Source organism: Variovorax sp. GW460-12-1-14-LB1, from assembly GCF_059423605.1.
The window spans coordinates 37904-59683 of record NZ_JBWKYF010000008.1; the positions used below are offsets into that span (position 1 = coordinate 37904).

A 21780-nucleotide genomic window follows, 5' to 3' on the forward strand; every position below is an offset into this window, starting at 1 on the left:
ACGCCGTCAGAACCCCCAGATCTGGTGATGGCCGCAGAGCCGCCGCAAGGGGACACTGCACCTTCGCGCGCGGAGCCTGGGTGATGATTCGGGCATGCTTGCCCCCTTGTCCGAACCGTCCTGATGCCCGCTTTCTCTCCCCACCCCGACGGCCCGGCGATGACGCCGCCGCCCAGCCCCGACCTGCCGGCGCCCGTGCTCATCGTCGAGGACGACGCGCTGATGCAGCGGCGCATCGTCGGCATCCTGAACCAGCTGGGCTACGGCAACGACGTGCTGGTGCTCGCGGCCACGCTGGCCGATGCGCGCATCGAACTCGCGCGCCAGCCCTTCGCGCTGGCGCTGGTCGACCTGGGCCTGCCCGACGGCAACGGCGTGGAGCTGATCGCGCAGATGAGCGCGCCGACCGGTGCGGCCATGAGCGCGGACGACGGCCCCGGCATCCTCGTGATCTCCGCCTGGAGCACCGACGACCTCATCCTCAACGCGCTGCGCGCCGGCGCCACCGGCTACGTGCTCAAGGAGCGCGACGACCTGGAGCTGCTGTTGTCGATCCGCAGCGTGCTGCGCGGCGGGGCACCGATTGATCCCTTCATCGCGCGGCGCATCCTCGATCTCACGCAGGCGCCGCCGGCCACGCCGGGGCGCGTCGGCGAAGATGTGCTGACCGCGCGCGAACTGCAGATCCTCCAGCTGGTTGCCGAAGGCCTGACCAACCGCGAGATAGCCGAGCAGATCTTCCTGTCGCGGCACACCGTCGAATGCCACATCAAGAACATCTACCGCAAGCTCACCGTTTCCTCGCGCACGCGCGCCGTTTTCGCAGCGCGTTCGCGTGGCTTGCTGGCCTGAGCCTGTGGTGGTTGTTCGCGCACGCGGCTGCGGCGGCCGGGGCGGCCGAGGCGTGCGCACCGCACATCGACAGCGTGCGGGCCGTGCGCGCCACCGCCGGCGCGGGGCCTGAAGCACCGCCGCCCATCGACGGCTGGCAGCCGGTGACGCTGCCCGACCACTGGGCCTCGCGCTGGCCCGGCTTCGAAGGCATCGTGTGGTACCGCATCGACTGGCAGCGCCCCTGCGCGGGCCGCGACGACGCGCCGCAGCTGGGCGTGGCCTTCGACTACCTGAGCATGGCCGGCGCGATCTCGCTGAACGACAACCTGCTCTGGCGCGACGCCAGCCTGGTCGAGCCACTGAGCCGCAGCTGGAACACGCCGCGCGTCTTCTTCCTGCCGGCTGCCGCGTTGAACCCCGGCACCAACACGCTGTGGGTGCAGGTGGTGGGCGGCAGCATGTACGGCTCGGGGCTGGGCCGTGTGGTGCTCGGCACGGCGGACGCGGCGGTGGCGTACCACGACGAGCGCCGCCTGTTCGCGCGCGTGCTGCCCGCGGTCAACCTCGTCATCTCGATCACGCTGGGTTGTTTCTTCCTCGTGCTGTGGCTCATGCGCCGGCAGGAGGTCGCCTACGGCTGGTACGCGCTCAGCGCCATCGCCTGGCTGGTGTTCGCGAGCAACACCGTGGTCAGTACCTTGCCGTGGCCGTTCGCCTCCACCGACGCCTGGTCGCGCTGGATCACGGCCTGGATGGTTCTGTACGTGAGCTGCTTCTGCATGTTCATGTGGCACTTTGGCGGCCAGCGCTTTCCGCGCCTGAGCCGCGCGCTGTGGTCGGTGGCGGCGCTGGCCGTGGCGGCGATCGCGCTGCTGCCGCAGCCTGCGCTGTCGGTCGCGACGCTGGCGGTGTTCATCGTGTATTCGCTGCTCTTCATGGCCGTGTGCGTGCAGTTCATCCTGCGCGCGCTCGACACGAAGAAAACCGAGCACCTGCTGCTGGCCCTGTGCGCCTTCGGCTTCCTGGTGGCCGCGGTGCACGACGCGCTGATGATCCTGCGCGTCATCGACGACCGCTTCGGCTACACCGTGGTCACGGCGCCGCTGATCATGATCGGCATGTCGCTGATCCTGGCGGGCGGCTTCACGCGCAGCCTGCGCCGCGTCGAGAGTTTCAACGACGAGCTGGCGCGCGAAGTGCGTGGGGCGCGCACCGAGCTGGCCGACACGCTCAGCCGCGAACACCGCCTGGAGCTCGACAACGTGCGGCTGCACGAGCGCCTGAGCGTGGCGCACGACCTGCACGACGGCCTGGGCAGTTCGCTGGTGCGCTCGATCGCGCTGGTGGAGCAGTCGGGCGAGGCGCTGCAGCGGCCGCAGTACCTGTCGATGTTCAAGTCGCTGCGCGACGACCTGCGCCAGATCATCGACACCCACAGCGGCGGCGCGGCCCCGGTGGCCGCCACGCCCACGCAATGGCTGGCGCCCATGCGCCACCGCTTCGGTCGCCTGTTCGAGGAGATGGGCGTGCGCAGCCACTGGCAGACCCCCGCGGCCTGGCCCTGTGCGCTGTCTGCGCGCCAGGTGCTGGGCCTCACGCGCCTGCTCGAGGAGGCGCTGGCCAACGTGGTGAAGCACAGCCGCGCGCGGACCCTGCGCGTGCAGCTGCTGGCCGACGGCGAAGCGGGCGTGCTGCTGAGCGTCGAGGACGACGGCGTGGGCTTCGACGCGGTGACAGTCGCCTCATCGATCGGCGGACTGGGCCTGCGCAGCATGCAGGCGCGCATGGCACGCATCGGCGGCACGCTGCAGATCGATGCGGACGATGGCGGCACGCGGCTGGCGGCGAGGGTGCAGGCGCCCGCGATGGGCGCTGGCAGCAGCTGAGTCCCGCTGCGCGCGTGATCAGCGCGCCTTGCGGAACGCGCGCACCTCGGGTGCCGGGTGGTCTTCGATGTGCTGCAGCAGGAAGTCGAGAAACTCCTGCGCCGACGGCGAGAGCCCCCGGTCCTTGTTGAGCCACACCTGGAACTTGCGGCTGAGCACGGGCGTGACGAGCGGGCGGAATTCGAGCTTCTGACGCTGGAGCAGCTCGCCCGCATAGGGCAGGCAGGTGGTCACGCCCAGGCCGTGCTCGACCATGCTCAGCGCCGTCGTCAGGAAGGCGACTTCATGCGTCGGGCTGAACTCCAGCCGGCCCGGCGATGCATACAGCTCGGCACTGAGCAGCTGCGTGTACTCGCCCTGCAGCGAGATCACGGGGTAGCGGACCAGGTCGCTCCAGGCGACCCTTTGCTTTTTGGTGAGCGGATGCCCCGGGGGCAGCACCGCGAGGAAGGGCAGGGTGAACAGCGTGCGCGCCACCACGTTGGCGGGCGCGTCGCGCTCGGGGCCGATGGCCAGGTCCACGTCGCCGTTGATGAGCCGGCCCAGCACGCTTTCGACCATCGAGTCCTGCAGGCGCACGCGGATGCCGGGGTACTTCCGGGCGAAGGCGGCCATGATTTCCGGCATGACGGTGCACGCCATCACCTGCGGCACTGCGATGCGCACGGTGCCGGTGCGCAGCTCGCGCAGGTCGGACACCGCATCGAGCGCCATGCCCAGGTCCTGCAGGATGCGCTCGGCCATCGGCAGGAACACCTCGCCCGCGCTGGAGAGCTGCAGCTTGCGCGTCGTGCGATGAAGCATCTGCACGCCCAGGTTCGATTCCAGGTCCTTGATGAGGCCGCTCAGCGCCGACTGCGTGATGTGCAGCCGCAGGGCGGCCTCGGTCACGCTGCCGGCGCGGGCCACCGCGATGAAGGCGCGCAGTTGGCGCAACGTGACATTCATCGGTTTGTCCGATAAGTGGGAAAGAAATATCTGATTGAACCATGAATGAAGCTCGCATCCAATCGCAGCGCCATCACAACAACCACTGCCAGGAGACATCGTTCATGCCCGTTTCTCATCGCCTTGCGCGCCGCGGTTTCCTTTCGCTCGCGGCCGCCGCGCTTGCTTTCGCGGGGGCTCCCGCGCAAGCGCAGGCGCAGGCCTTTCCGTCCAAGCCGATCAAGTGGATCGTCGGCTACCCCGCCGGTGGCGGCAGTGACTTCCTGGCCCGCACCATCGGCGCGCAGATGTCGGTCCAGGCCGGCCAGCCGGTGATCGTCGACAACCGCGCCGGTGCCGGCGCCATCATCGGCGCCGAGGTCACGGCCCGGTCGCCGGGCGACGGCTACACCGTGTTCACGGCCGACAACGGCGTGCTCGTGTACAACCCCGCGCTCTACAAGAAGCTGCCCTATGCCGTCGACCGCGACTTCGCGATGCTCGGCCTGATGGCGCGCACGCCGCTGGTCCTGGTGGCGGCGCCCTCGACGAACCTCAAGACCATCGGCGCCCTGATGGAGCAGCTCAAGAGCAAGCCGGGCACGCTGTCGTACGCCTCGCCGGGCAACGGCAGCCCGCACCACCTGGCGATGGAGCTGTTCCTGAGCCGCAGCGGCCTGTCGACGATGCATGTGCCGTACCGCGGCGCCGCGCCCGCGCTGCAGGACGTGATGGGCGGGCAGGTGCCGCTGATGGTGGTGGACACCTCGTCGGGGCTCAGCGCCATCCAGTCGGGCAAGGTCATTCCGCTGATGGCGTTCAGCGCCAAGCGCCTGCCGATCCTGCCCGCCGTGCCCACGGTGGGCGAGCAGGGCTTCAAGGATTCGGAGGCCTACGCATGGCAGGGGCTGGTGGTGCCGGCCAGCACGCCCGCCGCCATCCAGGAGCGTCTTTCCAAGGAGATGCAGGCCGCGCTGGCCAACGAGGGCGTGCGCAAGCGGCTGCAGGAAGGTGGCTGGGAGCCGGTGCCGAGCGACAGCGTGCTGATGAAGACCTATGCCTTCGCGGAGACCAAGAAGTGGCACGCACTGATCCGTGAGCGCGGCATCTCGCTGGACTGAAGACGCCGCCTCGTGAGGGGGCGGGCCGCGGCGCACCGGCGGTGTTGTAGCCTGTCGCCCCATGGATTCCCTCATCGCCGCCTCCGCGCGCGCGCTCGCTGCCGGCGACGCGCTGGGTGCTCTCAAGCGCGTGGCCCTGCGCGACGATCCGCCGGCGCTCGCGCTGCGCGGTATCGCGATGGCCCAACTCGGCGAGCACCCGCGCGCACGCGAGCTGCTGCGGCGTGCCGCGAGCGGCTTCGGGGCGCACGAAGAACTGGCGCGGGCACGTTGCGTCGTCGCCGAGGCCGAGGTGGCACTGGCGATGCGCGACCTGGGCGGCTCGCCGCGCGCGCTGACCGCGGCGGCGGCCACGCTCGAAGCACGCGACGACCTGGCCAATGCGCTGCAGGCGCGGCTCATCGCGGCACGCCGGTTGCTGTTGCTCGGCCGGCTCGACGAGGCCGCCGCCGCGCTGTCGCTGCTCGACGGACACAGCCTGCCGCCGTTGCTGTCGGCGGTGGCCGAGCTGGCGTCGGCGGAGCTGGCCTTGCGTTCGCTGCGCACCGCTGCGGCACGCGCGGCACTCGACCGCGCGCACGACGCGGCCTGGCGTGCGCGCGTGCCGGCGCTGCTGGCCGAGGTGGCGGAAGCGCGCGCCGCGCTCGAACGTCCCGCCGCACGGCGCATTGCGGCTGGCGGTGAACAGGCCTTGCGCCTCGATGAGGTCGAGGCGCTGCTCGCGTCCGATGCGCTCGTCGTCGATGCCTGCCGCCGCGGTGTGGGAGGTGGCGACACCTGGCGCTCGCTCGCACGCCGGCCGGTGCTGTTCTCGCTGGCGCGTGCGCTGGCCGCGGCCTGGCCCGGCGATGTCGACCGAGACACGCTGATCGCCGACGCCTTCCGCACCCGCGACCCCGACGAGACGCACCGCGCGCGGCTGCGTGTCGAGATCGGCCGGCTGCGCGCGCTCGTCAAGCCGATGGCGCGCATCGAGGCCACGCCGCAGGGCTTCATCCTCCAACCTCTGGATGCGCGTCCGGTGGTGGTGCTGGCACCGCCCATCGACGGCGAACAGGCTTCGCTGGTGGCGCTGCTGTCCGACGGCGCAGCCTGGTCGACCTCGGCGCTCGCACTGGCGCTGGGCGCGAGCCAGCGTACCGTGCAGCGCGCGCTGGCCGAGCTCGAGGCCGAACGGCGCGTGCGCGCCATCGGGCAGGCCAGGGCGCGCCGCTGGCTGGCCCCGCCGCTGGCGGGATTCACGACGATCTTGTTACTCCCCGCTGCGCTGCCGATTGAATAGAGTCGGGCTCATGCGCTACCCCCTGTGGCGCGCCTACAGGAGCCCACCATGAGCAGTAGCAGCAACAGCAGTCAGAGCAAGAAGGCAGGCAAGGACCGATTCGAAGGCGCCGTGCAGGCCGCGCAGATCGTGCGCGAGTACGGCCCGTTCGAAGGCGTGGAGCGCATCCACGGCGTGACGCACGACGGCCACCAGGTGTGGGCCGCCACCGGCGGGCAACTGGTCGCCTTCGACCCCGCGAGCGGCGAAGCCACGCGCCGCATCGACGTCGCCTGCGACGCCGGCACCGCCTTCGACGGCACCTGCTTCTATCAGATCGTCGAGGCGCGCATCGACAAGATCGACGCCGCCACCGGCAAGGTGCTGGCCTCGATTCCCGCGCCCGGCAACGGCTCCGACTCGGGCCTCACCTGGGCCGAAGGCAGCCTCTGGGTGGGCGAGTACCGCGACCGCAAGATCCACCAGATCGACCCGGCGACCGGTGCGATCCGCCGCACCATCGAATCGAACCGCTTCGTCACCGGCGTGACCTGGGTCGACGGCGAACTCTGGCACGGCACCTGGGAAGGCGACCAGAGCGACATCCGCCGCATCGACCCCGCCAGCGGCGACGTGATCGCGCGGCTGGAAATGCCCAGCGGCGTCGGCGTGAGCGGCCTGGAGTCCGACGGCGCAGGGCTCTTCTACGCCGGCGATGGCCGGGCCAGCAAGGTCCGCGCGGTGCGGCGCCCGAAGACCGCCACGGCGTGAACGACACGCAAGCCAAGGAGCACACCATGAACACCCCAGTGAATCACCCCGTCGTGACCCCCGAGCGCTGGATCGATGCGCGTAAATCATTGCTGGCGCGCGAGAAGGAACTGACCCAGCTGCGTGATCGGATCGCCGAGGAGCGCCGCGCGCTGCCGTGGACGCGCGTCGAGAAGGCCTATGTCTTCGACACGCCCCAGGGCCGCCGCCCGCTGGTCGACCTGTTCGAAGGCCGCCGCCAGCTGCTGGTGCAGCACTTCATGTTCGGCCCCGACTGGGAGCAGGGCTGCCAGAGCTGCTCGTTCATGGCCGACCATTCCGACGGCATGCGCGTGCACCTCGCGCACCGCGACGTCACGCTGGTGGCCGTCTCGCGCGCGCCGCTGGCCCGCATCGAGGCTTTCCGCCGTCGCATGGGCTGGCAGTTCGCCTGGGTCTCGTCGCACGACAACGACTTCAACCACGACTTCGGCGTGAGCTTCACGCCCGACGAAATGGCCAGCGGCGCCGTTGCCTACAACTACGTGAAGCAGCCGTTCCCGAGCGAGGAGGCGCCCGGCGTCAGCGTGTTCTTCAAGGACAACGCCGGCGATGTGTTCCACACCTACTCGACCTACGGTCGCGGCGTGGAAGTGATGATGGGCACCTACAACATGCTCGACCTCGTGCCCAAGGGCCGCGACGAGCACAACCCGTCCTACGCGATGGACTGGATCCGTCACCATGACCGCTACGAGCCCGCGCCCGTTGCGACGGCGGGTGGTTGCTGCCACGCGCAGTCCTAAAAAGCGCGCGACCTGGCGTGTCGATCGGTCCGCACCATGGCAAGCCTCTGGCCCTGGCTGGCGGTGGCGGGAATGGGCGTCCTGCACGGCCTGAACCCCACCACCGGCTGGATGTTCGCCGCCGCATGGGGCCTTCGTTCGCAAGACCGGGCGCAGGCGCTGCGGGCGCTGTGGCCGATCGGTGTCGGGCACGTCGCCTCGGTGGCGCTCGTGGTCATTGCGGTGGCCTTCGGCCTGTCGATGGACCGGGGCCTGCTGCAGTGGCTGGCTGGCGGGTTGTTCGCGGCGGTCGCGCTCGTTCACCTGTCGGGCCGTCTTCCCGCCATGGCGCGTGCGCCGGCGGGGCATGCGGGACTGGCGCTGTGGTCTTTCATGATGTCCACCGCGCACGGTGCCGGCCTGATGCTGGTGCCGGCACTGATCCCGCTGTGCATGGGCGATGCAGCGAAGGGCTCGATGAGTGGCTCGCTCGTGCCGGCGCTCGCGGCCGTCGCGCTCCACACGGCGGCGATGCTGGCCACCACCGGGCTGATGGCCGTCGGCGTCGGGGCGGGCGTGGGCTGGCTGCGGCGCTTCACACGGCGATCACCTGCGATGCCGCACTGAACGCCCGATGCGCGCAAAGCGCATAAGCAAACGCGAAAACCGGCGTTCCATTCGAGCGGCCTGCGGCGCAACACTCGAAGGCTCTCGACCCCACAGGCCTTCGGATGCCCGGTACCTTCACTTCCCCGCGCAAGCGGCTCGGCTTTTTCAGCCGGCTGCTCGACGATGCCCCTGCCGCCGAGCGCTACCGCCTCGTCACGGCGCAGATCGCCCACGCCGAGGCCTTCGGCTTCGATTCCGCGTGGGTGGCGCAGCACCATTTCCATGAGCACGAGGGCGGCCTGCCGTCGCCCTTCGTCTTCCTCGCGCACGTGGCCTCGCGCACGCGGCGCATCCGCCTGGGCACGGGCATCGTCACGCTGCCGCTGGAAAACGCGGTGCGAACGGCCGAAGACGCGATCGTGCTGGACTTGCTTTCGGGCGGTCGGCTCGAAGTGGGCGTCGGCACGGGCGGCACGCCGGCGTCCTTCGCGGCCTTCGGGCTGGACAGCGACGACCGCGCGGCGCTGTTCGAACGGCAGCTTGCCACGGTGCGCGAGGCCTGGGCCGGCCAGCCGCTGCCTGGCGGCGACACGCTGTACCCGGCGGGCGCGCAACTGCTCGGCCGGCTCTGGCAGGCCATGTTCTCGGTGAGCGGCGGCACGCGCGCGGGCACGGCCGGCGACGGGCTGATGCTTTCGCGCACCCAGCCGCGCACCGCGCAGGCGCCCGATGCATCGCTGGCCGACCTGCAGGACCCGATCATCGACGCCTACCTGGCCGCGTTGCCGCCGGGGCGCACGCCGCGCATCGTGGGCTCGCGCAGCGTGTTCGTGGCGGACACCCGCAAGGAGGCGCTGCGCCTGGCCGAGACCGGGCTGCGCCGCGCGGTGGTGCAAGCCGCCGCCACGGGGCAGATCGGACTGGCCGACCGTGTCCGCGCCGATGCGCCGCTCGAGCAGCTGATCGCCGCGTACGACGTGCATGTCGGCTCGCCCGACGACGTGATCGCCTCGCTGCGCGCCGACCGTACGCTCGCACGCGTGACCGACCTCGTGTGCCAGGTGCATTCGGTCGATCCGCCGCACGCGGCCATCCTGCGTTCCATCGAACTGACCGCCACGGTCGTCGCACCCGCCCTGGGCTGGGCGCGCGACACGGGCGTGCCGGACCTTCAATCGCTTGCGCTTCTCTAGGCTGTTTTTCTTCTATGAATGCCGTTGTTTCTTCTTCTCCCGTTCCCGAGGCTGTCGACGTGATCGACCGGCTGGTGGGCATCGCGCCCGGCAGCGCGCTCGACCGCCTGCGCGCGCAGCGCGAGCAGGCGCGCACGCAGGCGCAGCAGAGCTACCTGGCGCTGTTCGCGCCGGCCGAGCCCGTGGGCGGCCACTTCGAGATCGCAGACCGCTTCGCCATCGCGGCCTTCGTCGCCGGATTGCACGGGCAACCCGACGTGGCGCGCTTCTATGCCGAGGCCTTGGCGGGGCAGGGCGTGGCGAGGGCCATCGAGGCCGAGGTTGCACGCGGTGCCACGCAAGGGCCGTATGGCCGCTATCCGGAAGGTCCGCTCAGCGTGGAAGACGCGGCCGGCCCGGTCTACGCCGTCGATGCGGCGCAGCGCGCGGTGCTGGGCGAACGGCTGTCGGCTGGCCTTGCGCATGCGCACCTGCTGGTCCTCCACCCGCGCGACGCCAGTCCGGCCGCATTGCAGGCGCTGCTCGATGCGGGATGGCGCACCACGGAGATCGTCACGTTGTCGCAGCTGGTGGCGTTCCTTGCGTTCCAGATCCGCGTCGTCATCGGCCTGCGCGCGCTGGCCACCCCTTCTGCATGAGCGCCCCATGAGCACCGAATCGACCCTGACCCATCCCCACAACACGCACCCGCGCGCCTTCACGCAGGCGCAGCTCGAATGGCTGCCCTGGCTCGAACCGCTGCCCGAAGACGAGCTGACCGAGCGCCACTACGCGGGCCTCGTCGACGCCTCGCGCGCCAAGTCGCCGTACTTCCGCCTGCTGGCGCGCGACCCGGACATCCTCGGCGCGCGCACCCGCACCGACAAGGACATCTTCTACAACCCCGACGCCGGCCTGCCGCGCGCCGAGCGCGAGCTCTCGGCCGCCGCGGCCTCGCGCTTCAACGGCTGCATCTACTGCGCCTCGGTGCATGCGCGCTTCGCCTCGCATTTCTCGCAGCGCACGGACGACGTGCAGCGCCTGCTCGACGAGGGCGTGCAGGCTGAGCTGGGCGCGCGCTGGAATGCGATCGTGCAGGCCTCGGTCGCGCTGTCGGCCACGCCGTCGACCTTCGGGCCCGCGCACGTCGACGCCTTGCGCGCGCAGGGGCTGGACGACCTGGCGATTGCCGACGTCGTGCATGGCGCGGCCTTCTTCAACTGGGCCAACCGCCTGATGCTGTCGCTGGGCGAGCCGCAGGCGCCTGCTGCCACCTAGGCCTGCGTCGCCGCGCAGATTTGTTGCGGCGGCAAGTGAGCGGGATCACAGTCGGGCGCGCGGCGTGCCAGTGGGTCGGCACGATGACCCGCATGCACACCGACGCTCCTGGGTACGCAACGACACGCCACGGCCGCGCGCCCGGCCCGGCCTTCGGCAGTCCTTTCGTCCGCTGCCGATGCGGACTGGCCGGGCTGGAGCGCATCCACCGACGGTCGTGGATGAAGTTCCTGCCCGGCCTGCGCTTCTATCGCTGCAGCGGTTGCGGCAAACCGCAACTGGCGCCGAAGCGCGCGGTGCGCGACGCGGTCATTGCGCACAGGAGCGAGCAACAGAACCAGCGTTAGCTGGTGTGGTGTCCCGCAAATAACTGGGCATGAAATCGCGCTTTTCACGCCAGGGCGGCGTTGCAAATCCTCGCCAGGACGCTGCTGGCGCTCAGGCGTCGTCGTCCGACGTCTTCGCCTGCAACTGCTGCTGGCGTTCGGCAATCGCCATGTCGCGCGCCACGTCGTAGCCGAGCGTGCGCACCGAGAACGAGCGGCTCACGCTGCCCTTGCCCGCCGAGTAGGTGATCGCCACCCAGTACCCGGGATGGCCCGCGCGTGGCGTCTTGAACTGCACGCCGCTGACGCCGCTCGTGTTGTTGCGTCGCACGATCTCCGACTTCGAGCGCTTGGGCGGCAGCGCCGCTTCGTCGTCGGGCGGTGGGCGCCGGCGGATGGCTTCTTCGGCGGGGTGCAGCCGTGCGAGGCCGACCATGCGGCCGAGCTGGCGTTGCCGCTCGCCGATGGCATGCGCGCGGGCCGCGGGGCCCCAGTCGGCCAGGTCGAATTCGGCGCGCAGGATTTCCTCGTTGCCCAGGTAGGTCTTGGCCAGCCAGGCCACCGGCTTGCCTTGCGCGGACAAGCGGCTGAAGACGCCGGGCTCGCCCGTCTTGTTGTTGCTGCGCAGGGTCTGCGCGCGGTCCTTGCGCGCGACCGGCGGATGCTCCTTCACGATGGTGTCGCGCCAGGCCTGGGCGCGTCGCAGTGCCTGCTGGGGGCCGCCGTAGCTGGCGTGGCCGAAGAGGCGCGCGTAGCGCACGCCGTTTCGAACGAGCGACACCTCGAAGCCCCACGGGCGGGGCGAAATGCCATACATGTCGACGGGGTTCGGAATTCCTTTGGGCATCGTCGGTGCTGTCCTTGTTTCATTCAGGGCAGGTGAAGGCGGCGCGTCATGGCGCTTCGGGGCTGTCGCCGTTCCAGGCGCAGAGCTCGTCGGAGAGCTCGTGGGCGTCCGGCGGCAGGCTGCCGAAATCGGTCGAGGCGAAGGTCGGCGGCACGTGCACGCCCTGGTCGTCGCGGCGCACCAGCCCGCGGCTTTCCATGTCGCGCATGGTCTTGTTGACGACTTCGCGCGAGAGCCCCGAGTACGACGCGATCACCGCCTGGGTGATGCGCTTGTCGTAGCCGCCCGTGGCGGCCGGCGCCAGCTGCGTCAGCTCGTGCAGCACGCGGCTCACGAGGCTTTCGGACGACAGCGACGAGATGCGGCGCAACTGCCCGCGCACCATGGCGACGCGCTTCATCGCGATCTCCAGCAGGCCCATGGTCACCTCGGGGTACAGCGCGCACAGCCGGCGCACCGCGGCCACCGGCAGGTGGTAGACCGACGAGGGCAGGGCGGCCACCAGCGTCGAGGTGGCCTGGTAGCTGTTCTCGCCCAGCGAGGGGCCGAGGAAAAAATCGCCCCGGCGGATGAAGTCGGTCGTCACGTCCCTGTCGACCGCGCGCAGCAGGCCCGTGGCCACGCAGTAGATGCGGTCGGTGTGCGTGTCCGCCTGCAGCACGATCTCGTTGCGCCGGTAGGAATGCAGCGCGCTGCTGCGAATCAAGGCGGCGCGCTCGTCGGGCGGCACGCTGGCGATCAGGGGATGGAGATACATGGCCAAGGGGGTTGCGAGACCATCGGCGGTTCGTTCTCATGGGCGAATCCACGGGCGGCGGTCAAGGAACAGGACGGTGCGGCGCCCCCGGGGCGACTCGCCATCGGGCGCCCCTTCGCCGGGCCGGGCTGCGATGGGCTGAAGGCGGCAAGGCCATCTCAGCCGGGCTGGAGCTGCGCGAACAGCGTGTCGATCCGGGCCCGTTCCTCGGCACCTCGCAGACAGCGCTCGCGCAGCCACAGGGCATCTCCCTGCCGCGCAATGCGCAGGTCGTACACGTGCTCGATGTCGTCCACCACGACGTCGCTCGCAGGCCGCACCCTGGCCGTGGGCGCGGGATGCGGTTGTGCGGCCCACAGCGCCAGTTCGATCTCGGCCGGGCTCATCGGCCCGCTGTCGCGCAGGGCGATCCAGTCGGCATGCAGCTGCGGCTGGGCGGCGATGCCTTTCACGAGGATCGGCTCGCGCCCGAGCGCGGCCAGCAGGTCGTCCAGCCGCGCATGGCGGGTTCGCAGCAGAAAGCAGTCGTCGCGCAGACAGCTCAGGTCGGTGTCGCCCGACGGCGGGAAGGCCGCGAAGAGCCGGCGCCGGATCTCGCGGCTCACGCCTGTTGCCACCTCCGGGCCGTCGGAGTCGGCCAGTTGCGCCAGGTTGGCGATGAAGACCAGCGCACACACCCGGTCCGCCGGTGGGGGAGACGAAGGCCGCACCACTTCGGCGTCGCGGCGCAGCGCTGGCAGGCAGGACGCCAGCGCTGCGCGCCATCGCGTGCCGAAAGGTTCGAGTTCCGTGAAAAACAAGGCAGCCATTTCATCCCCAGTAGAGAGAGTTCCGGTTGACGTTCGATCCGAAGGAATGCTACGAATCGCGCCCTCTTTTGACATTCGCTTTCGCGGCGCGGATGTGTCGCGAGTCACATCCGGATGCAATTGCCCGCCGCGTGCGCCGGCTGAAGGCCGAAGCGGGCCCGGACCGGCATGCCGACCGGCGATCGGCAAGGCGTGGAACCGTGGCTTGCGCCGGTGGGCGCGGTGCGTCATCCCCCGAACACCCGGGCTGTTATCTCTGTTATCGTTTGTAAAAATTATCCGAGGTCCACGCGGACCTGTCAGGAAAAAATCGGGAGTTCCCGTTCGTGACCCGCGGCTTCTGGCGTGGCGCCGGCTGCATGGAGGAAGAGGGGCGTGCCGCATGTCCGACACCGACAGTCGCATCCAGCGCTTTCACACCGGCATGGTGTCGCGCAAAGACGGGTTCGCCTTCTGGGCCGACGAGATCGGCCCGCACGTGGGGCGGCTGGACAGCCCCGAGCGCAGCCACTTCCAGCAGGAACTCACCATCGTCGACACGGCCGGGATGGCCTTCATGCGCGTGCACGGCAGCGGCGCGACCATCGAGCGCACGGGCCCGAGCCAGCTCATGGGCGCCGAGGTCTATCCCTATCACCTGCTGATCAAGCTCGACGGCGGCCTGGCCATCAGCGAGCAGCGCCAGCGCATCGAACTGGCTGCGGGCGACATGGTCCTGATCGATTCCTGGCAGCCGCTGCGCCTGCGCTCGACCGAGGCCACCAATTCATGGACGCTGGGCCTGTCGGAAGCGGTGGTGAACCGCTGGCTGCCGCATGCGGACCAGTCCACCGACCTGCGGCTGGCCGGCGCCAAGGGCTGGGCCGGGATGCTGTCGGGCTACCTGCGGGCCCTGGACATCGAGCACCTGTGCAGCATCCAGAGCCCCGCGCAGCGCCAGCTGCTCTGTGAGCACCTGATGTCGATGCTGTCGTTCTCGCTGGAACAGAACGGGCTGAGGGCGCAGCCGGGCGCGCTGGGCGAGCGCGTGTCGCCGCGCGACGGCGACCTGCACGCCCGCATGCGGGCCTGGATTCGCGAGCACCACGCCGACACCGAGATCGACGCGCAGAAGCTGGCCGTCAGCTTCAACGTGTCGGTGCGCTACGTGCACAAGGTGTTCGCCAAGGCCGGCCGCGGCATGACCTTTCTCGAGACCCTGCAGAACGACCGGCTCGAGGCCGCGGCCCGCATGCTGCGCAGCCCCGAGGGCGCGCGCAGGTTCGTCGCCCAGGTCGCCTACGACTGCGGCTTTGCGGACCCGGCCTACTTCGGCCTCGTCTTCCGCAAGAAGTACGGCTGCACGCCGCGCACCTTCGCCCTGCAGCAGGGGCAGGCCGCGGCAGACGGCACGTTCCTCGTCAGCTGACCGGCGCGCCGCCGGCCCGGCCGCCCTGGCCGGTGGATGGGTGCATGGCGTGGCCGCCGTGCCCGATCCTCATATTTCTGTTCTCTTCATTCATACCTGTGAACTTTATTTGGGAATAGATTCACTTCCCAAGGAATTGCGCCGGCCGTAAATGCATTCGTAAAAAAATGCGTCTGCCTTCAACAATTCAGAGCAATTTATTCCTGAAGGGTTGAATGATGAAAGTCGATTTCCCCGCCAACGGGGCAAAAATAGAAGTTTGTGACGCCACGGTGTGCAAGGTAATTTTCAATGTTTGAGCAAAACTCCCCGCACATTGCAGTGTTGGACCCCTCTCCCCGAACGCGGTGGCACGCCAGTCGTGCCGTCAAGATGCTGGGTTATACGCCCGTCGCATTTGCGCATGTCGACGAATTGATTTCGCAGGTGGCGCCAAGCGGTAATTTCGAGGCGCTGCTGCTTTCAATTCCGTCGGCGCCCGACGACGTGCAAAAACTCGTGGGCCAGGTGCGTGAAACGCTGCGCTACCACACGCCATTGATCATGAGCGCGCGCAAGCGGCAGATCCGCGGGTTGTCGCTGTTGCATGCCGGCCCCGACGACGCCGTGCTGCCGGAGCCGTCGACCTTCGAGGAGATGTACTTCATGCTCGAATTCTTCCTGCGCCAGCGCAATCGGCCGGTGGTGCCGCGCAGCCTCGACTGGCAGGAATTCAGCCTGTTGTCGCCGTTCGACATGGTCGACGTGGCCGGCACCGAGATTCGCCTGACGCCGATCGAATTCGACCTCGCGGCCGAATTCTTCCGCCACATGAACCGGCCGCTGGACCGGGAGCACCTGGAAATGATCGGCTGGCAAAGCGGCGTGGCCGCCGGCTCGCGCACGCTGGACGCCAACGTGTCGAAGCTGCGCCGCAAGCTCGGGTTGTATGTCGACCAGCCGCACGGCCTGTCGCTGCACGCCGTGTGGGGCATGGGCTATCAATTGAGCCAGCTGGGCAAGCGCGAGGCGCCCGGCACCTGGACGTTCCCGGCGGATTTCCGGGTGGCGTCGGCCGCGCCGTCGCAGCTGTCGACCTGAGCGGCGATTCAGCGCGCGGGTGGCTGCTGCTGTTGCGGCTGCGCCAGCACCCAGCGCGCGAGCACCTGCGCGTCGGCCTCCGACACCAGCGACTGGCGCGGCATGATCACGCGGCCCCAGGTGCCGACGCTGCCGTTGCGGATCTTCTCGGCCAGCCGTGCCGGCGCGGCCGCATCGTTGCGGTAGCGCTCGGCGATCTGCGCGAAGCCCGGCCCGACCTGCTTGTGCACCAGGCCGTGGCAGGCCATGCAGGCGTTCTTGCGGGCCAGGTCGACAGCGGAAAGTTGCGGCTGCTGGGCTGCGGCACCGAAGGATGCGGCAGCGAGTGCGATCGAGAGAAAGTGGGGAGCGGAAAGCCGGGGAATACAGGGCATGGAGGGGAAACCGGGGAGGGGTGAAAACTGTACCTTGCCCTGTCGCAGACCCCGGATCGCCGCCCGAATGCCCCGTCTGGAGGTCGTCTCTCATTCGCGACAAGTCGATTCAAGAGTAACTATATGTATGGTTAAATCCCTCGCAACTACCGCGAAGAGGACGAGGGATTCCCATGAAGCTGCCGCTCAGCATTGCATTGGCCACCGTGGTTCTGGCCGGATGCGCCAGCGCACCGCCGCCCGGGCCCGGCCAGGGCACCGGCATGTCGTACGTGCCGATGGTGGCCATGGAAGGCGTGGACAAGGTGCGCTACGACAGCGACGTGGCCGACTGCCGCACCGCCGCCACCCGCATCACCGCGCGCAGCGAATCGGGTGACGCCATGTGGGCCGCGCTGGGCCTGGGCCTGATCACGGTGCACGGCCAAGGCATCGTCGCCGCGGCCTCCTACACCGGCATCAGCGCCGCCGTCATCGACTGGAACACCCGCCCCAGCAGCGCGCTGATCGCCGAGCACCAGCAGGTCGCCATCGTCCATTGCATGGCCAAGCGCGGCTACCGCAACCTCGACCCGAACGTGCAGGACACGTTCTACGGCAACACCTTCAACCCCGTGCTTGCGCTCAAGCCGCGCCGCACGGGCATCGACACCTACAACGTCGAGCGCCTGGCCAAGGCTGGCCGCTGCAATGTGCAGCCGCGCGCCGAGCTGACGGCCAAGGGCCCGGGCTACGAGAGCTACAGCGTGCCGTGCACCACCGGCGTGGCCTGGGCCGTGCGCTGCGAGTTCGGCAACTGCCGCGTGCTGGCGCAGACGCCGATGCGCCCGGCGGCGCCCGTGCGCCGCTCCTGAGCCGGCCCCTCCGGGCTCACTTCACGACCATGCCCTTGAGCGCCGGGTCGGGCGGCGGGGGCTTGAGCTTCATGTCGCGCAGCGTCTTCACGAGCAGCTGCGCGATCATCATGTTGCGGTGCCGCTTGCTGTTGGCCGGAATCACGTGCCAGGGCGCGTGGTCGCTCGAGGTGGCGGCCAGCGCGTTCTGATAGGCCTTCTGGTAGTCGACCCACTTGGTGCGCACCTCGAGGTCGCCCATGCTGAACTTCCATTGCTTGCCGGGCGTGTCGATGCGGGCCTGCAGCCGTTCGCGCTGCTCGTCCTTGTCGATGTGCAGCATGCACTTGACGACGACCGTGCCGGTCTCGGTGAGCAGCCGCTCGAAGTCGTTGATCTGCGCATAGCGGCGGCGGGCCTCGTCGCCGTCGATCCAGCCTTCGACCACGGGCACGAGCACGTCCTCGTAGTGGCTGCGGTTCCACACCATGATCTCGCCGGTGCGCGGCACGGCGGCGTGGCAGCGCCAGAGGTAGTCGTGCGCGCGTTCGTCCTCGCTCGGCGCCTTGAAGGCCGTCACCCGCACGCCCAGCGGCGAGGTGCGCGAGAACACCCAGCGCACCGTGCCGTCCTTGCCGCTGGTGTCCATGCCCTGCAGCACCAGCAGCACCTTGCGCCGGCCTTCGGCGTGCAGCACGTCCTGCAGTTCGTCCAGCTCGACGGCCAGGGTGTCGAGCTCGGCGCGCTGGGCCGACTCGTCATCCGTGAGAAAGGGTGAGTCGTCGGGGTCGATGCGCGAGAGCTTGAACTTGCTGCCGACGCGGTACTTCTTGAATTTGGACATCTGCGGGCGCTCCGTCAAAAAAGAAACGAAGCCCGCAGGGTACGCGAATCAGCGTTGCGGGCGCCCGCGCGGCGGCGGGTGGTCGTCGTCGCCGTTGCTTTCGTCGATCGATGCGCTCCAGCGGTTGTCCCACTCGGCCTGGTGGCGCACGCCGTCGATCTCGCGCCGGTCGCGCTTGGTCGGGCGGCCCTGCTCGATGGCCAGGGCCGGCTCGCTGCCCATGCGGCGCTGCTCGCGGAAGGCGGCCTGCGCCGCCAGACTCTCGGGCGTTTCCTCGTACAGCTGCTGGGCCACGGGCGCCGGGCCGCGCTGGCCGCTGAGGCCGCGCACGGTCACGGTCCGCGTGAGCGGGCCCAGGCGCATCGCGACGGTGTCGCCGGCCTTGACCTCGCGCGAGGCCTTGGCGACCTCGCCGTTCACCTGGATGCGGTTCTTGCCGATTTCGTCCGCGGCCAGCGAACGGGTCTTGAAGAAGCGGGCGGCCCAGAGCCACTTGTCGATGCGCAGACGGTCCATGAAGGTCGGAAAAGAAAGGTCAGCCATTGTGGCGCGACAGCGGCAGCCGCACCACGGCGTCGAGCCCGGTCACGCGGTCGGTGCCGCCAGGGTTGGGTACCGTGCGGTTGTCGAGGCTGATGCGTCCACCCAGGGCCAGAACGATCTCGCGGCAGATCGCCAGGCCCAGGCCCGAGCCGCTCGCGGTGTTGCCCGCCGAGAAGGGCGCGAACAGGCGCTGGCGCAGTTCGGCGGAAATGCCTGGGCCGTCGTCGCGCACGGTGAGCACGGCCTCGTCGCCCTCGGCGTGCACGCGCACCGAGAGCGGCGCGCCCGTGGGGCTGTGCTTGATGGCGTTGTGCAGCAGGTTGCGCGTGAGCTCCTGCAGCATCCACTGGTGCGCGCGCACCGTCACCGCGTCGTCGGCGGCCAGCTCGAAATCGAGCGCCTTGTCGGCCACCAGCGGCGACAGGTCGAGCGCGATGTGGCGCACCACGTCGCCCAGGTCGAGCAGCGCCGACTCGGGCTGCTGGCGCAGCTGCTCCACCTTGGCCAGCGACAGCATCTGGTTGGCCAGCGTGGTGGCGCGCTCGACGGTCTGGCTGATCTCGACCAGCGCCTGCTCGGGCGCCACGTCGCCGCGGCGCGCCGACTGCACCTGCGCCTTCAGCACGGCCAGCGGCGTGCGCAGCTGGTGGGCGCTATCGCGCACGAAGCGCTTCTGGTGGTCGAGCAGGCGCTGCAGCCGGCCCATGACCTCGGTGGTGGCGTCGATGAGCGGGCGCAGCTCGGCCGGGGCGCCGGGCGCGTCGATGGGCGAGAGGTCGTCTTCGGGGCGCCGCTCGATGGCTTCGCCGAGCTCGCGCACCGGCCGCGTGGCGCGTTGCACGACGACGACGGTGACCAGCGCGATCACGCCCATCAGCAGCAGCTGGCGCCAGAGCATGTCGAGCAGCAGCTTGCGCACGAGTGTCTCGCGCAGCTCCAGTGTCTCGGCCACCTGCACCACGGCCATGCCGCGGCCGCGCGCGCTGGCCACCGGCTGCAGCATCACGGCGACGCGCACCGGCTGGCCGCGAAACTCGGCGTCGTAGAAATCGACCAGCGCCGCATACGCCCCGCGGTCGGGGATGCGCCCGCGCCAGAAGGGCAGTTCGGCGAAGCCCGAGACCATCTCGCCGTCGAGCGCCGACACCCGATAGAACAGCCGGCTGCGGTTGTCGGCCTCGAAGGCCTCGAGCGCGGAGTAGGGCACGATCGCGCGCAGCCGCGCCATGTCGTCGTAGCCTTCCACGTCGAGCTGCTCGCCGATGGTCTTGGCCGAGGCCAGCAGCGTGCGGTCGTAGGCGGTGGTGGCTGCCGCCAGACTCTGGCGGTACAGGCTCACGCTGTTGATCACGACGAACACCGCCACCGGCACCAGGATGCCGAGCAGGAGCCGCGCGCGCAGGGACGACATCGTGCGCCGCAGGGCCGCCCTCAAGCCTCGGCCCGCAAGAGATAGCCCAGGCCGCGCATCGTCATCAGCACCGTGCCGGTGCCCACCAGCTTCTTGCGCAGGCGGTACACGACCACCTCGATGGCCTCGTACTGCACCTCGGATTCGCCCGGGAACACCAGCTCGAACAGGCGCTCCTTGGTGACCGCGTGGCCGGGTTTCATCATCAGCGCCTTGAGCAGCGCGAGCTCGCGCGGCGTGAGCTCGAGCAGTTCCGAGCGGTGGTAGACGGCGCCGTTGTCGGGCTCGAAGCGCAGGCTGCCGACCTCCAGCGGGTTCAGCGTGGGGTCGGGCCCCGCGCTCAGGCTGCGCCGGCGCAGCGCACGGATGCGGGCCTCGAGCTCGTCCAGGTCGAAGGGCTTGGGCAGGTAGTCGTCCGCGCCGGCGTTCAGGCCCATGATGCGGTCGCCCACCGTGCCACGCGCGGTCAGCAGCAGCACCGGCGTGCGCAGGCCCTCGGCGCGCGCCTGGGCCAGCACCTGCAGGCCATCGACGTGCGGCAGGCTCAGGTCGAGCGCGACCACGTCGGGCTCGACGGCGCGCCACTGCGCGATCGCCTGCGCGCCGTCGCCGCAGATGCGCACGTCGATGCGGCGGCGCCCGAGGGTGCGCTGCAGGGTGATTTGCATCGAGGGGTCGTCTTCGACGAGCAGCAGCTTCATACGGGCAGGGGTCGGTACTTCGGTGTTTTCCCCAGTCTGGTGGACAGCCAACTGACAGCGGGGCGGCGCATGATAGCGGCTCAGGTCCAAGTCAGGTTCCATCCGTTCCCAAGTTCTCAGGAGACACCAACGATGCGTCGCGATACCTTTTTGAAGTCCCTGGCCGCACTGGCCGCTGCCGGCGCCTTGCCGCTGTCGGCGCGCGCTGCCGCCAACGTCAAGATGATGATCCCGGCCAACCCGGGTGGCGGCTGGGACACCACCGGCCGCGCGCTGGGCAAGGCCCTGACCGACGCCAAGGTGGCCGACACCGTCGCCTACGACAACAAGGGCGGCGCTGCCGGTGCGCTGGGCCTGGCCCAGTTCGTCAACGGCTCCAAGGGCGATGCCAACGCGCTGATGGTCATGGGCTCGGTCATGCTGGGCGGCATCATCACCGGCAAGCCGCCGGTCAACCTGTCGCAGGCCACGCCCATCGCGCGCCTGACCACCGAATACAACGTGTTCGTGCTGCCGTCGAACTCGCCCTTCAAGACCATGAAGGACGTGGTCGAGCAGCTCAAGAAAGACCCGGGCAGCGTCAAGTGGGGCGGCGGTTCGCGCGGCTCCACCGAGCACATCGCCGCGGCCATGATCGCGCAGAAGGTCGGCGCCGATCCGTCCAAGATCAACTACGTGGCCTTCCGCGGAGGCGGTGAAGCCACCGCCGCCATCCTGGGCGGCAACGTCACCATCGGCGGCAGCGGCTACAGCGAATTCGCCGAGTACATCGCCGCCGGCAAGATGAAACCCATTGCTGTCACCTCCGCCCAGCGCCTGCCGGGCATCAATGTGCCGACCCTGAAGGAACAGGGCATCGATGTCGAGATCGGCAACTGGCGCGGCGTGTACGGCGCGCCCGGCATCTCGGCCGAGCAGCGCAAGGCCCTGACCGACATGGTGCTGGCCGCGCTCAAGAGCCCGTCGTGGGCCGAGTCGCTCAAGAAGAACGACTGGACGCCGGCCGTGCTGTCGGGCGATGCCTTCGCCAAGTTCGTCGACGACGACTTCGCCAGCCTGCGCGCGATCATGGCCAAGTCCGGCATGGTCTGAGTTTGAGTCGCCCCCAGGCTGCGCGCCCTTCGTGTCGTGCACGCCAACCCCCTTCCGGGGGCAACACCCGCGGCCCGGCAAAGCCGGCTTGCGGTGTTTCTGGAAGGGGCCTTCTTTTTCCCCACGACTGCG

The 21780-nt window shown here is 69.6% G+C and carries 24 protein-coding genes; 15 read left to right on the top strand and 9 right to left on the bottom strand.

From position 1 onward, the window contains the following. Positions 1–123: 123 nt before the first annotated feature. Positions 124–852 (top strand): LuxR C-terminal-related transcriptional regulator, encoded by a 729-nt coding sequence (locus tag AC07Y4_RS06185; protein WP_487847116.1) that lies wholly within the window; start codon positions 124–126, stop codon positions 850–852. Positions 853–863: 11 nt separating this feature from the next. Beyond that, the gene (locus AC07Y4_RS06190) at positions 864–2720 is read left to right on the top strand and encodes a sensor histidine kinase (protein ID WP_487847115.1); all 1857 of its coding nucleotides are present in this window, start codon (positions 864–866) and stop codon (positions 2718–2720) included. Positions 2721–2738: 18 nt separating this feature from the next. Here AC07Y4_RS06190 and AC07Y4_RS06195 read toward each other — a convergent pair whose 3' ends face one another. Next, complete coding sequence (locus AC07Y4_RS06195) at positions 2739–3668, bottom strand: LysR family transcriptional regulator (RefSeq protein WP_159272076.1); 930 nt, start codon at positions 3666–3668, stop codon at positions 2739–2741. Between the two features lie 104 nt (positions 3669–3772). Between AC07Y4_RS06195 and AC07Y4_RS06200 the strand changes: the two genes are divergently transcribed. The 9 genes from AC07Y4_RS06200 to AC07Y4_RS06240 all read left to right on the top strand — a co-directional run bounded on the left by AC07Y4_RS06200 (position 3773) and on the right by AC07Y4_RS06240 (position 10970). Continuing rightward, on the top strand, positions 3773–4768 hold the full coding sequence (locus tag AC07Y4_RS06200) for a Bug family tripartite tricarboxylate transporter substrate binding protein (RefSeq protein WP_159277175.1): 996 nt from the start codon (positions 3773–3775) through the stop codon (positions 4766–4768). A 61-nt stretch (positions 4769–4829) separates the two neighbouring features. Continuing rightward, positions 4830–6050 carry a helix-turn-helix domain-containing protein gene (locus tag AC07Y4_RS06205; RefSeq protein WP_095947824.1) on the top strand — a complete coding sequence of 407 codons (1221 nt, stop codon included), beginning with the start codon at positions 4830–4832 and terminating at the stop codon, positions 6048–6050. A 48-nt stretch (positions 6051–6098) separates the two neighbouring features. Continuing rightward, the gene (locus AC07Y4_RS06210; RefSeq protein ID WP_082818306.1) at positions 6099–6800 is read left to right on the top strand and encodes a Vgb family protein; all 702 of its coding nucleotides are present in this window, start codon (positions 6099–6101) and stop codon (positions 6798–6800) included. Between the two features lie 26 nt (positions 6801–6826). Next, positions 6827–7585: a DUF899 domain-containing protein gene (locus AC07Y4_RS06215; protein ID WP_487847114.1), complete on the top strand. Its 759-nt coding sequence runs from the start codon at positions 6827–6829 to the stop codon at positions 7583–7585. A gap of 36 nt (positions 7586–7621) precedes the next feature. After that, complete coding sequence (locus AC07Y4_RS06220) at positions 7622–8191, top strand: hypothetical protein (RefSeq protein WP_487847113.1); 570 nt, start codon at positions 7622–7624, stop codon at positions 8189–8191. Between the two features lie 104 nt (positions 8192–8295). After that, entirely contained in the window at positions 8296–9366 is a 1071-nt protein-coding gene (locus AC07Y4_RS06225) for a putative FMN-dependent luciferase-like monooxygenase (RefSeq protein WP_495274311.1), read from the top strand. A gap of 14 nt (positions 9367–9380) precedes the next feature. Then, the gene (locus tag AC07Y4_RS06230) at positions 9381–10004 is read left to right on the top strand and encodes a CMD domain protein (protein ID WP_495274312.1); all 624 of its coding nucleotides are present in this window, start codon (positions 9381–9383) and stop codon (positions 10002–10004) included. 7 nt (positions 10005–10011) lie between these two features. Then, entirely contained in the window at positions 10012–10623 is a 612-nt protein-coding gene (locus tag AC07Y4_RS06235; RefSeq protein WP_487847110.1) for an alkylhydroperoxidase domain protein, read from the top strand. Positions 10624–10715: 92 nt separating this feature from the next. Then, complete coding sequence (locus AC07Y4_RS06240) at positions 10716–10970, top strand: hypothetical protein (protein ID WP_487847109.1); 255 nt, start codon at positions 10716–10718, stop codon at positions 10968–10970. A 91-nt stretch (positions 10971–11061) separates the two neighbouring features. On the opposite strand, the gene AC07Y4_RS06245 is transcribed toward AC07Y4_RS06240, so the two are convergent. The 3 genes from AC07Y4_RS06245 to AC07Y4_RS06255 all read right to left on the bottom strand — a co-directional run bounded on the left by AC07Y4_RS06245 (position 11062) and on the right by AC07Y4_RS06255 (position 13362). Continuing rightward, positions 11062–11796: an AP2 domain-containing protein gene (locus tag AC07Y4_RS06245; RefSeq protein ID WP_447787626.1), complete on the bottom strand. Its 735-nt coding sequence runs from the start codon at positions 11794–11796 to the stop codon at positions 11062–11064. 46 nt (positions 11797–11842) lie between these two features. Further along, a complete protein-coding gene (locus AC07Y4_RS06250; RefSeq protein ID WP_095745057.1) occupies positions 11843–12553 on the bottom strand; it encodes a Crp/Fnr family transcriptional regulator in 711 nt (236 codons plus the stop codon). Between the two features lie 158 nt (positions 12554–12711). Further along, positions 12712–13362 (bottom strand): hypothetical protein, encoded by a 651-nt coding sequence (locus AC07Y4_RS06255; protein ID WP_487847108.1) that lies wholly within the window; start codon positions 13360–13362, stop codon positions 12712–12714. A gap of 382 nt (positions 13363–13744) precedes the next feature. Between AC07Y4_RS06255 and AC07Y4_RS06260 the strand changes: the two genes are divergently transcribed. Then, positions 13745–14770, top strand: coding sequence for an AraC family transcriptional regulator (locus tag AC07Y4_RS06260; RefSeq protein WP_172438296.1), 1026 nt, complete (start codon positions 13745–13747; stop codon positions 14768–14770). A 426-nt stretch (positions 14771–15196) separates the two neighbouring features. Continuing rightward, a complete protein-coding gene (locus AC07Y4_RS06265; protein WP_307583417.1) occupies positions 15197–15850 on the top strand; it encodes a winged helix-turn-helix transcriptional regulator in 654 nt (217 codons plus the stop codon). Between the two features lie 8 nt (positions 15851–15858). Here AC07Y4_RS06265 and AC07Y4_RS06270 read toward each other — a convergent pair whose 3' ends face one another. Continuing rightward, complete coding sequence (locus AC07Y4_RS06270) at positions 15859–16224, bottom strand: c-type cytochrome (RefSeq protein ID WP_070060438.1); 366 nt, start codon at positions 16222–16224, stop codon at positions 15859–15861. A gap of 173 nt (positions 16225–16397) precedes the next feature. Here AC07Y4_RS06270 and AC07Y4_RS06275 point away from each other — a divergent pair, with 173 nt between their 5' ends. After that, on the top strand, positions 16398–17078 hold the full coding sequence (locus tag AC07Y4_RS06275; protein ID WP_487847107.1) for a hypothetical protein: 681 nt from the start codon (positions 16398–16400) through the stop codon (positions 17076–17078). A gap of 16 nt (positions 17079–17094) precedes the next feature. Here AC07Y4_RS06275 and AC07Y4_RS06280 read toward each other — a convergent pair whose 3' ends face one another. Genes AC07Y4_RS06280 through AC07Y4_RS06295 form a run of 4 tightly spaced genes read right to left on the bottom strand, consistent with a single transcriptional unit; the run spans position 17095 to position 20556 of the window. Continuing rightward, positions 17095–17901: a PPK2 family polyphosphate kinase gene (locus tag AC07Y4_RS06280; RefSeq protein WP_487847106.1), complete on the bottom strand. Its 807-nt coding sequence runs from the start codon at positions 17899–17901 to the stop codon at positions 17095–17097. Between the two features lie 48 nt (positions 17902–17949). After that, positions 17950–18417 (bottom strand): RNA-binding S4 domain-containing protein, encoded by a 468-nt coding sequence (locus tag AC07Y4_RS06285; RefSeq protein ID WP_062481157.1) that lies wholly within the window; start codon positions 18415–18417, stop codon positions 17950–17952. 19 nt (positions 18418–18436) lie between these two features. Further along, positions 18437–19855 carry a sensor histidine kinase gene (locus tag AC07Y4_RS06290; protein ID WP_307693806.1) on the bottom strand — a complete coding sequence of 473 codons (1419 nt, stop codon included), beginning with the start codon at positions 19853–19855 and terminating at the stop codon, positions 18437–18439. Between the two features lie 20 nt (positions 19856–19875). Further along, entirely contained in the window at positions 19876–20556 is a 681-nt protein-coding gene (locus AC07Y4_RS06295) for a response regulator transcription factor (protein WP_487847105.1), read from the bottom strand. Between the two features lie 132 nt (positions 20557–20688). On the opposite strand from AC07Y4_RS06295, the gene AC07Y4_RS06300 reads away from it, so the two are divergent. Beyond that, entirely contained in the window at positions 20689–21648 is a 960-nt protein-coding gene (locus AC07Y4_RS06300) for a Bug family tripartite tricarboxylate transporter substrate binding protein (protein ID WP_070060440.1), read from the top strand. Positions 21649–21780 lie beyond the last annotated feature (132 nt).

What these genes read in the sequence shown, in the direction of transcription:
- AC07Y4_RS06260 (WP_172438296.1), top strand. Translation starts at nt 13,745, where the DNA reads ATGTCCGACACCGACAGTCGCATCCAGCGCTTTCACACCGGCATGGTG.
- AC07Y4_RS06215 (WP_487847114.1), top strand. Translation starts at nt 6,827, where the DNA reads ATGAACACCCCAGTGAATCACCCCGTCGTGACCCCCGAGCGCTGGATC.
- AC07Y4_RS06245 (WP_447787626.1), bottom strand. Translation starts at nt 11,796, where the DNA reads ATGCCCAAAGGAATTCCGAACCCCGTCGACATGTATGGCATTTCGCCC.
- AC07Y4_RS06285 (WP_062481157.1), bottom strand. Translation starts at nt 18,417, where the DNA reads ATGGACCGTCTGCGCATCGACAAGTGGCTCTGGGCCGCCCGCTTCTTC.
- AC07Y4_RS06270 (WP_070060438.1), bottom strand. Translation starts at nt 16,224, where the DNA reads ATGCCCTGTATTCCCCGGCTTTCCGCTCCCCACTTTCTCTCGATCGCA.
- AC07Y4_RS06300 (WP_070060440.1), top strand. Translation starts at nt 20,689, where the DNA reads ATGCGTCGCGATACCTTTTTGAAGTCCCTGGCCGCACTGGCCGCTGCC.
- AC07Y4_RS06195 (WP_159272076.1), bottom strand. Translation starts at nt 3,668, where the DNA reads ATGAATGTCACGTTGCGCCAACTGCGCGCCTTCATCGCGGTGGCCCGC.
- AC07Y4_RS06235 (WP_487847110.1), top strand. Translation starts at nt 10,012, where the DNA reads ATGAGCACCGAATCGACCCTGACCCATCCCCACAACACGCACCCGCGC.
- AC07Y4_RS06185 (WP_487847116.1), top strand. Translation starts at nt 124, where the DNA reads ATGCCCGCTTTCTCTCCCCACCCCGACGGCCCGGCGATGACGCCGCCG.
- AC07Y4_RS06205 (WP_095947824.1), top strand. Translation starts at nt 4,830, where the DNA reads ATGGATTCCCTCATCGCCGCCTCCGCGCGCGCGCTCGCTGCCGGCGAC.
- AC07Y4_RS06255 (WP_487847108.1), bottom strand. Translation starts at nt 13,362, where the DNA reads ATGGCTGCCTTGTTTTTCACGGAACTCGAACCTTTCGGCACGCGATGG.
- AC07Y4_RS06230 (WP_495274312.1), top strand. Translation starts at nt 9,381, where the DNA reads ATGAATGCCGTTGTTTCTTCTTCTCCCGTTCCCGAGGCTGTCGACGTG.
- AC07Y4_RS06200 (WP_159277175.1), top strand. Translation starts at nt 3,773, where the DNA reads ATGCCCGTTTCTCATCGCCTTGCGCGCCGCGGTTTCCTTTCGCTCGCG.
- AC07Y4_RS06220 (WP_487847113.1), top strand. Translation starts at nt 7,622, where the DNA reads ATGGCAAGCCTCTGGCCCTGGCTGGCGGTGGCGGGAATGGGCGTCCTG.
- AC07Y4_RS06295 (WP_487847105.1), bottom strand. Translation starts at nt 20,556, where the DNA reads ATGAAGCTGCTGCTCGTCGAAGACGACCCCTCGATGCAAATCACCCTG.
- AC07Y4_RS06250 (WP_095745057.1), bottom strand. Translation starts at nt 12,553, where the DNA reads ATGTATCTCCATCCCCTGATCGCCAGCGTGCCGCCCGACGAGCGCGCC.
- AC07Y4_RS06275 (WP_487847107.1), top strand. Translation starts at nt 16,398, where the DNA reads ATGAAGCTGCCGCTCAGCATTGCATTGGCCACCGTGGTTCTGGCCGGA.
- AC07Y4_RS06280 (WP_487847106.1), bottom strand. Translation starts at nt 17,901, where the DNA reads ATGTCCAAATTCAAGAAGTACCGCGTCGGCAGCAAGTTCAAGCTCTCG.
- AC07Y4_RS06240 (WP_487847109.1), top strand. Translation starts at nt 10,716, where the DNA reads ATGCACACCGACGCTCCTGGGTACGCAACGACACGCCACGGCCGCGCG.
- AC07Y4_RS06225 (WP_495274311.1), top strand. Translation starts at nt 8,296, where the DNA reads ATGCCCGGTACCTTCACTTCCCCGCGCAAGCGGCTCGGCTTTTTCAGC.
- AC07Y4_RS06290 (WP_307693806.1), bottom strand. Translation starts at nt 19,855, where the DNA reads ATGTCGTCCCTGCGCGCGCGGCTCCTGCTCGGCATCCTGGTGCCGGTG.
- AC07Y4_RS06210 (WP_082818306.1), top strand. Translation starts at nt 6,099, where the DNA reads ATGAGCAGTAGCAGCAACAGCAGTCAGAGCAAGAAGGCAGGCAAGGAC.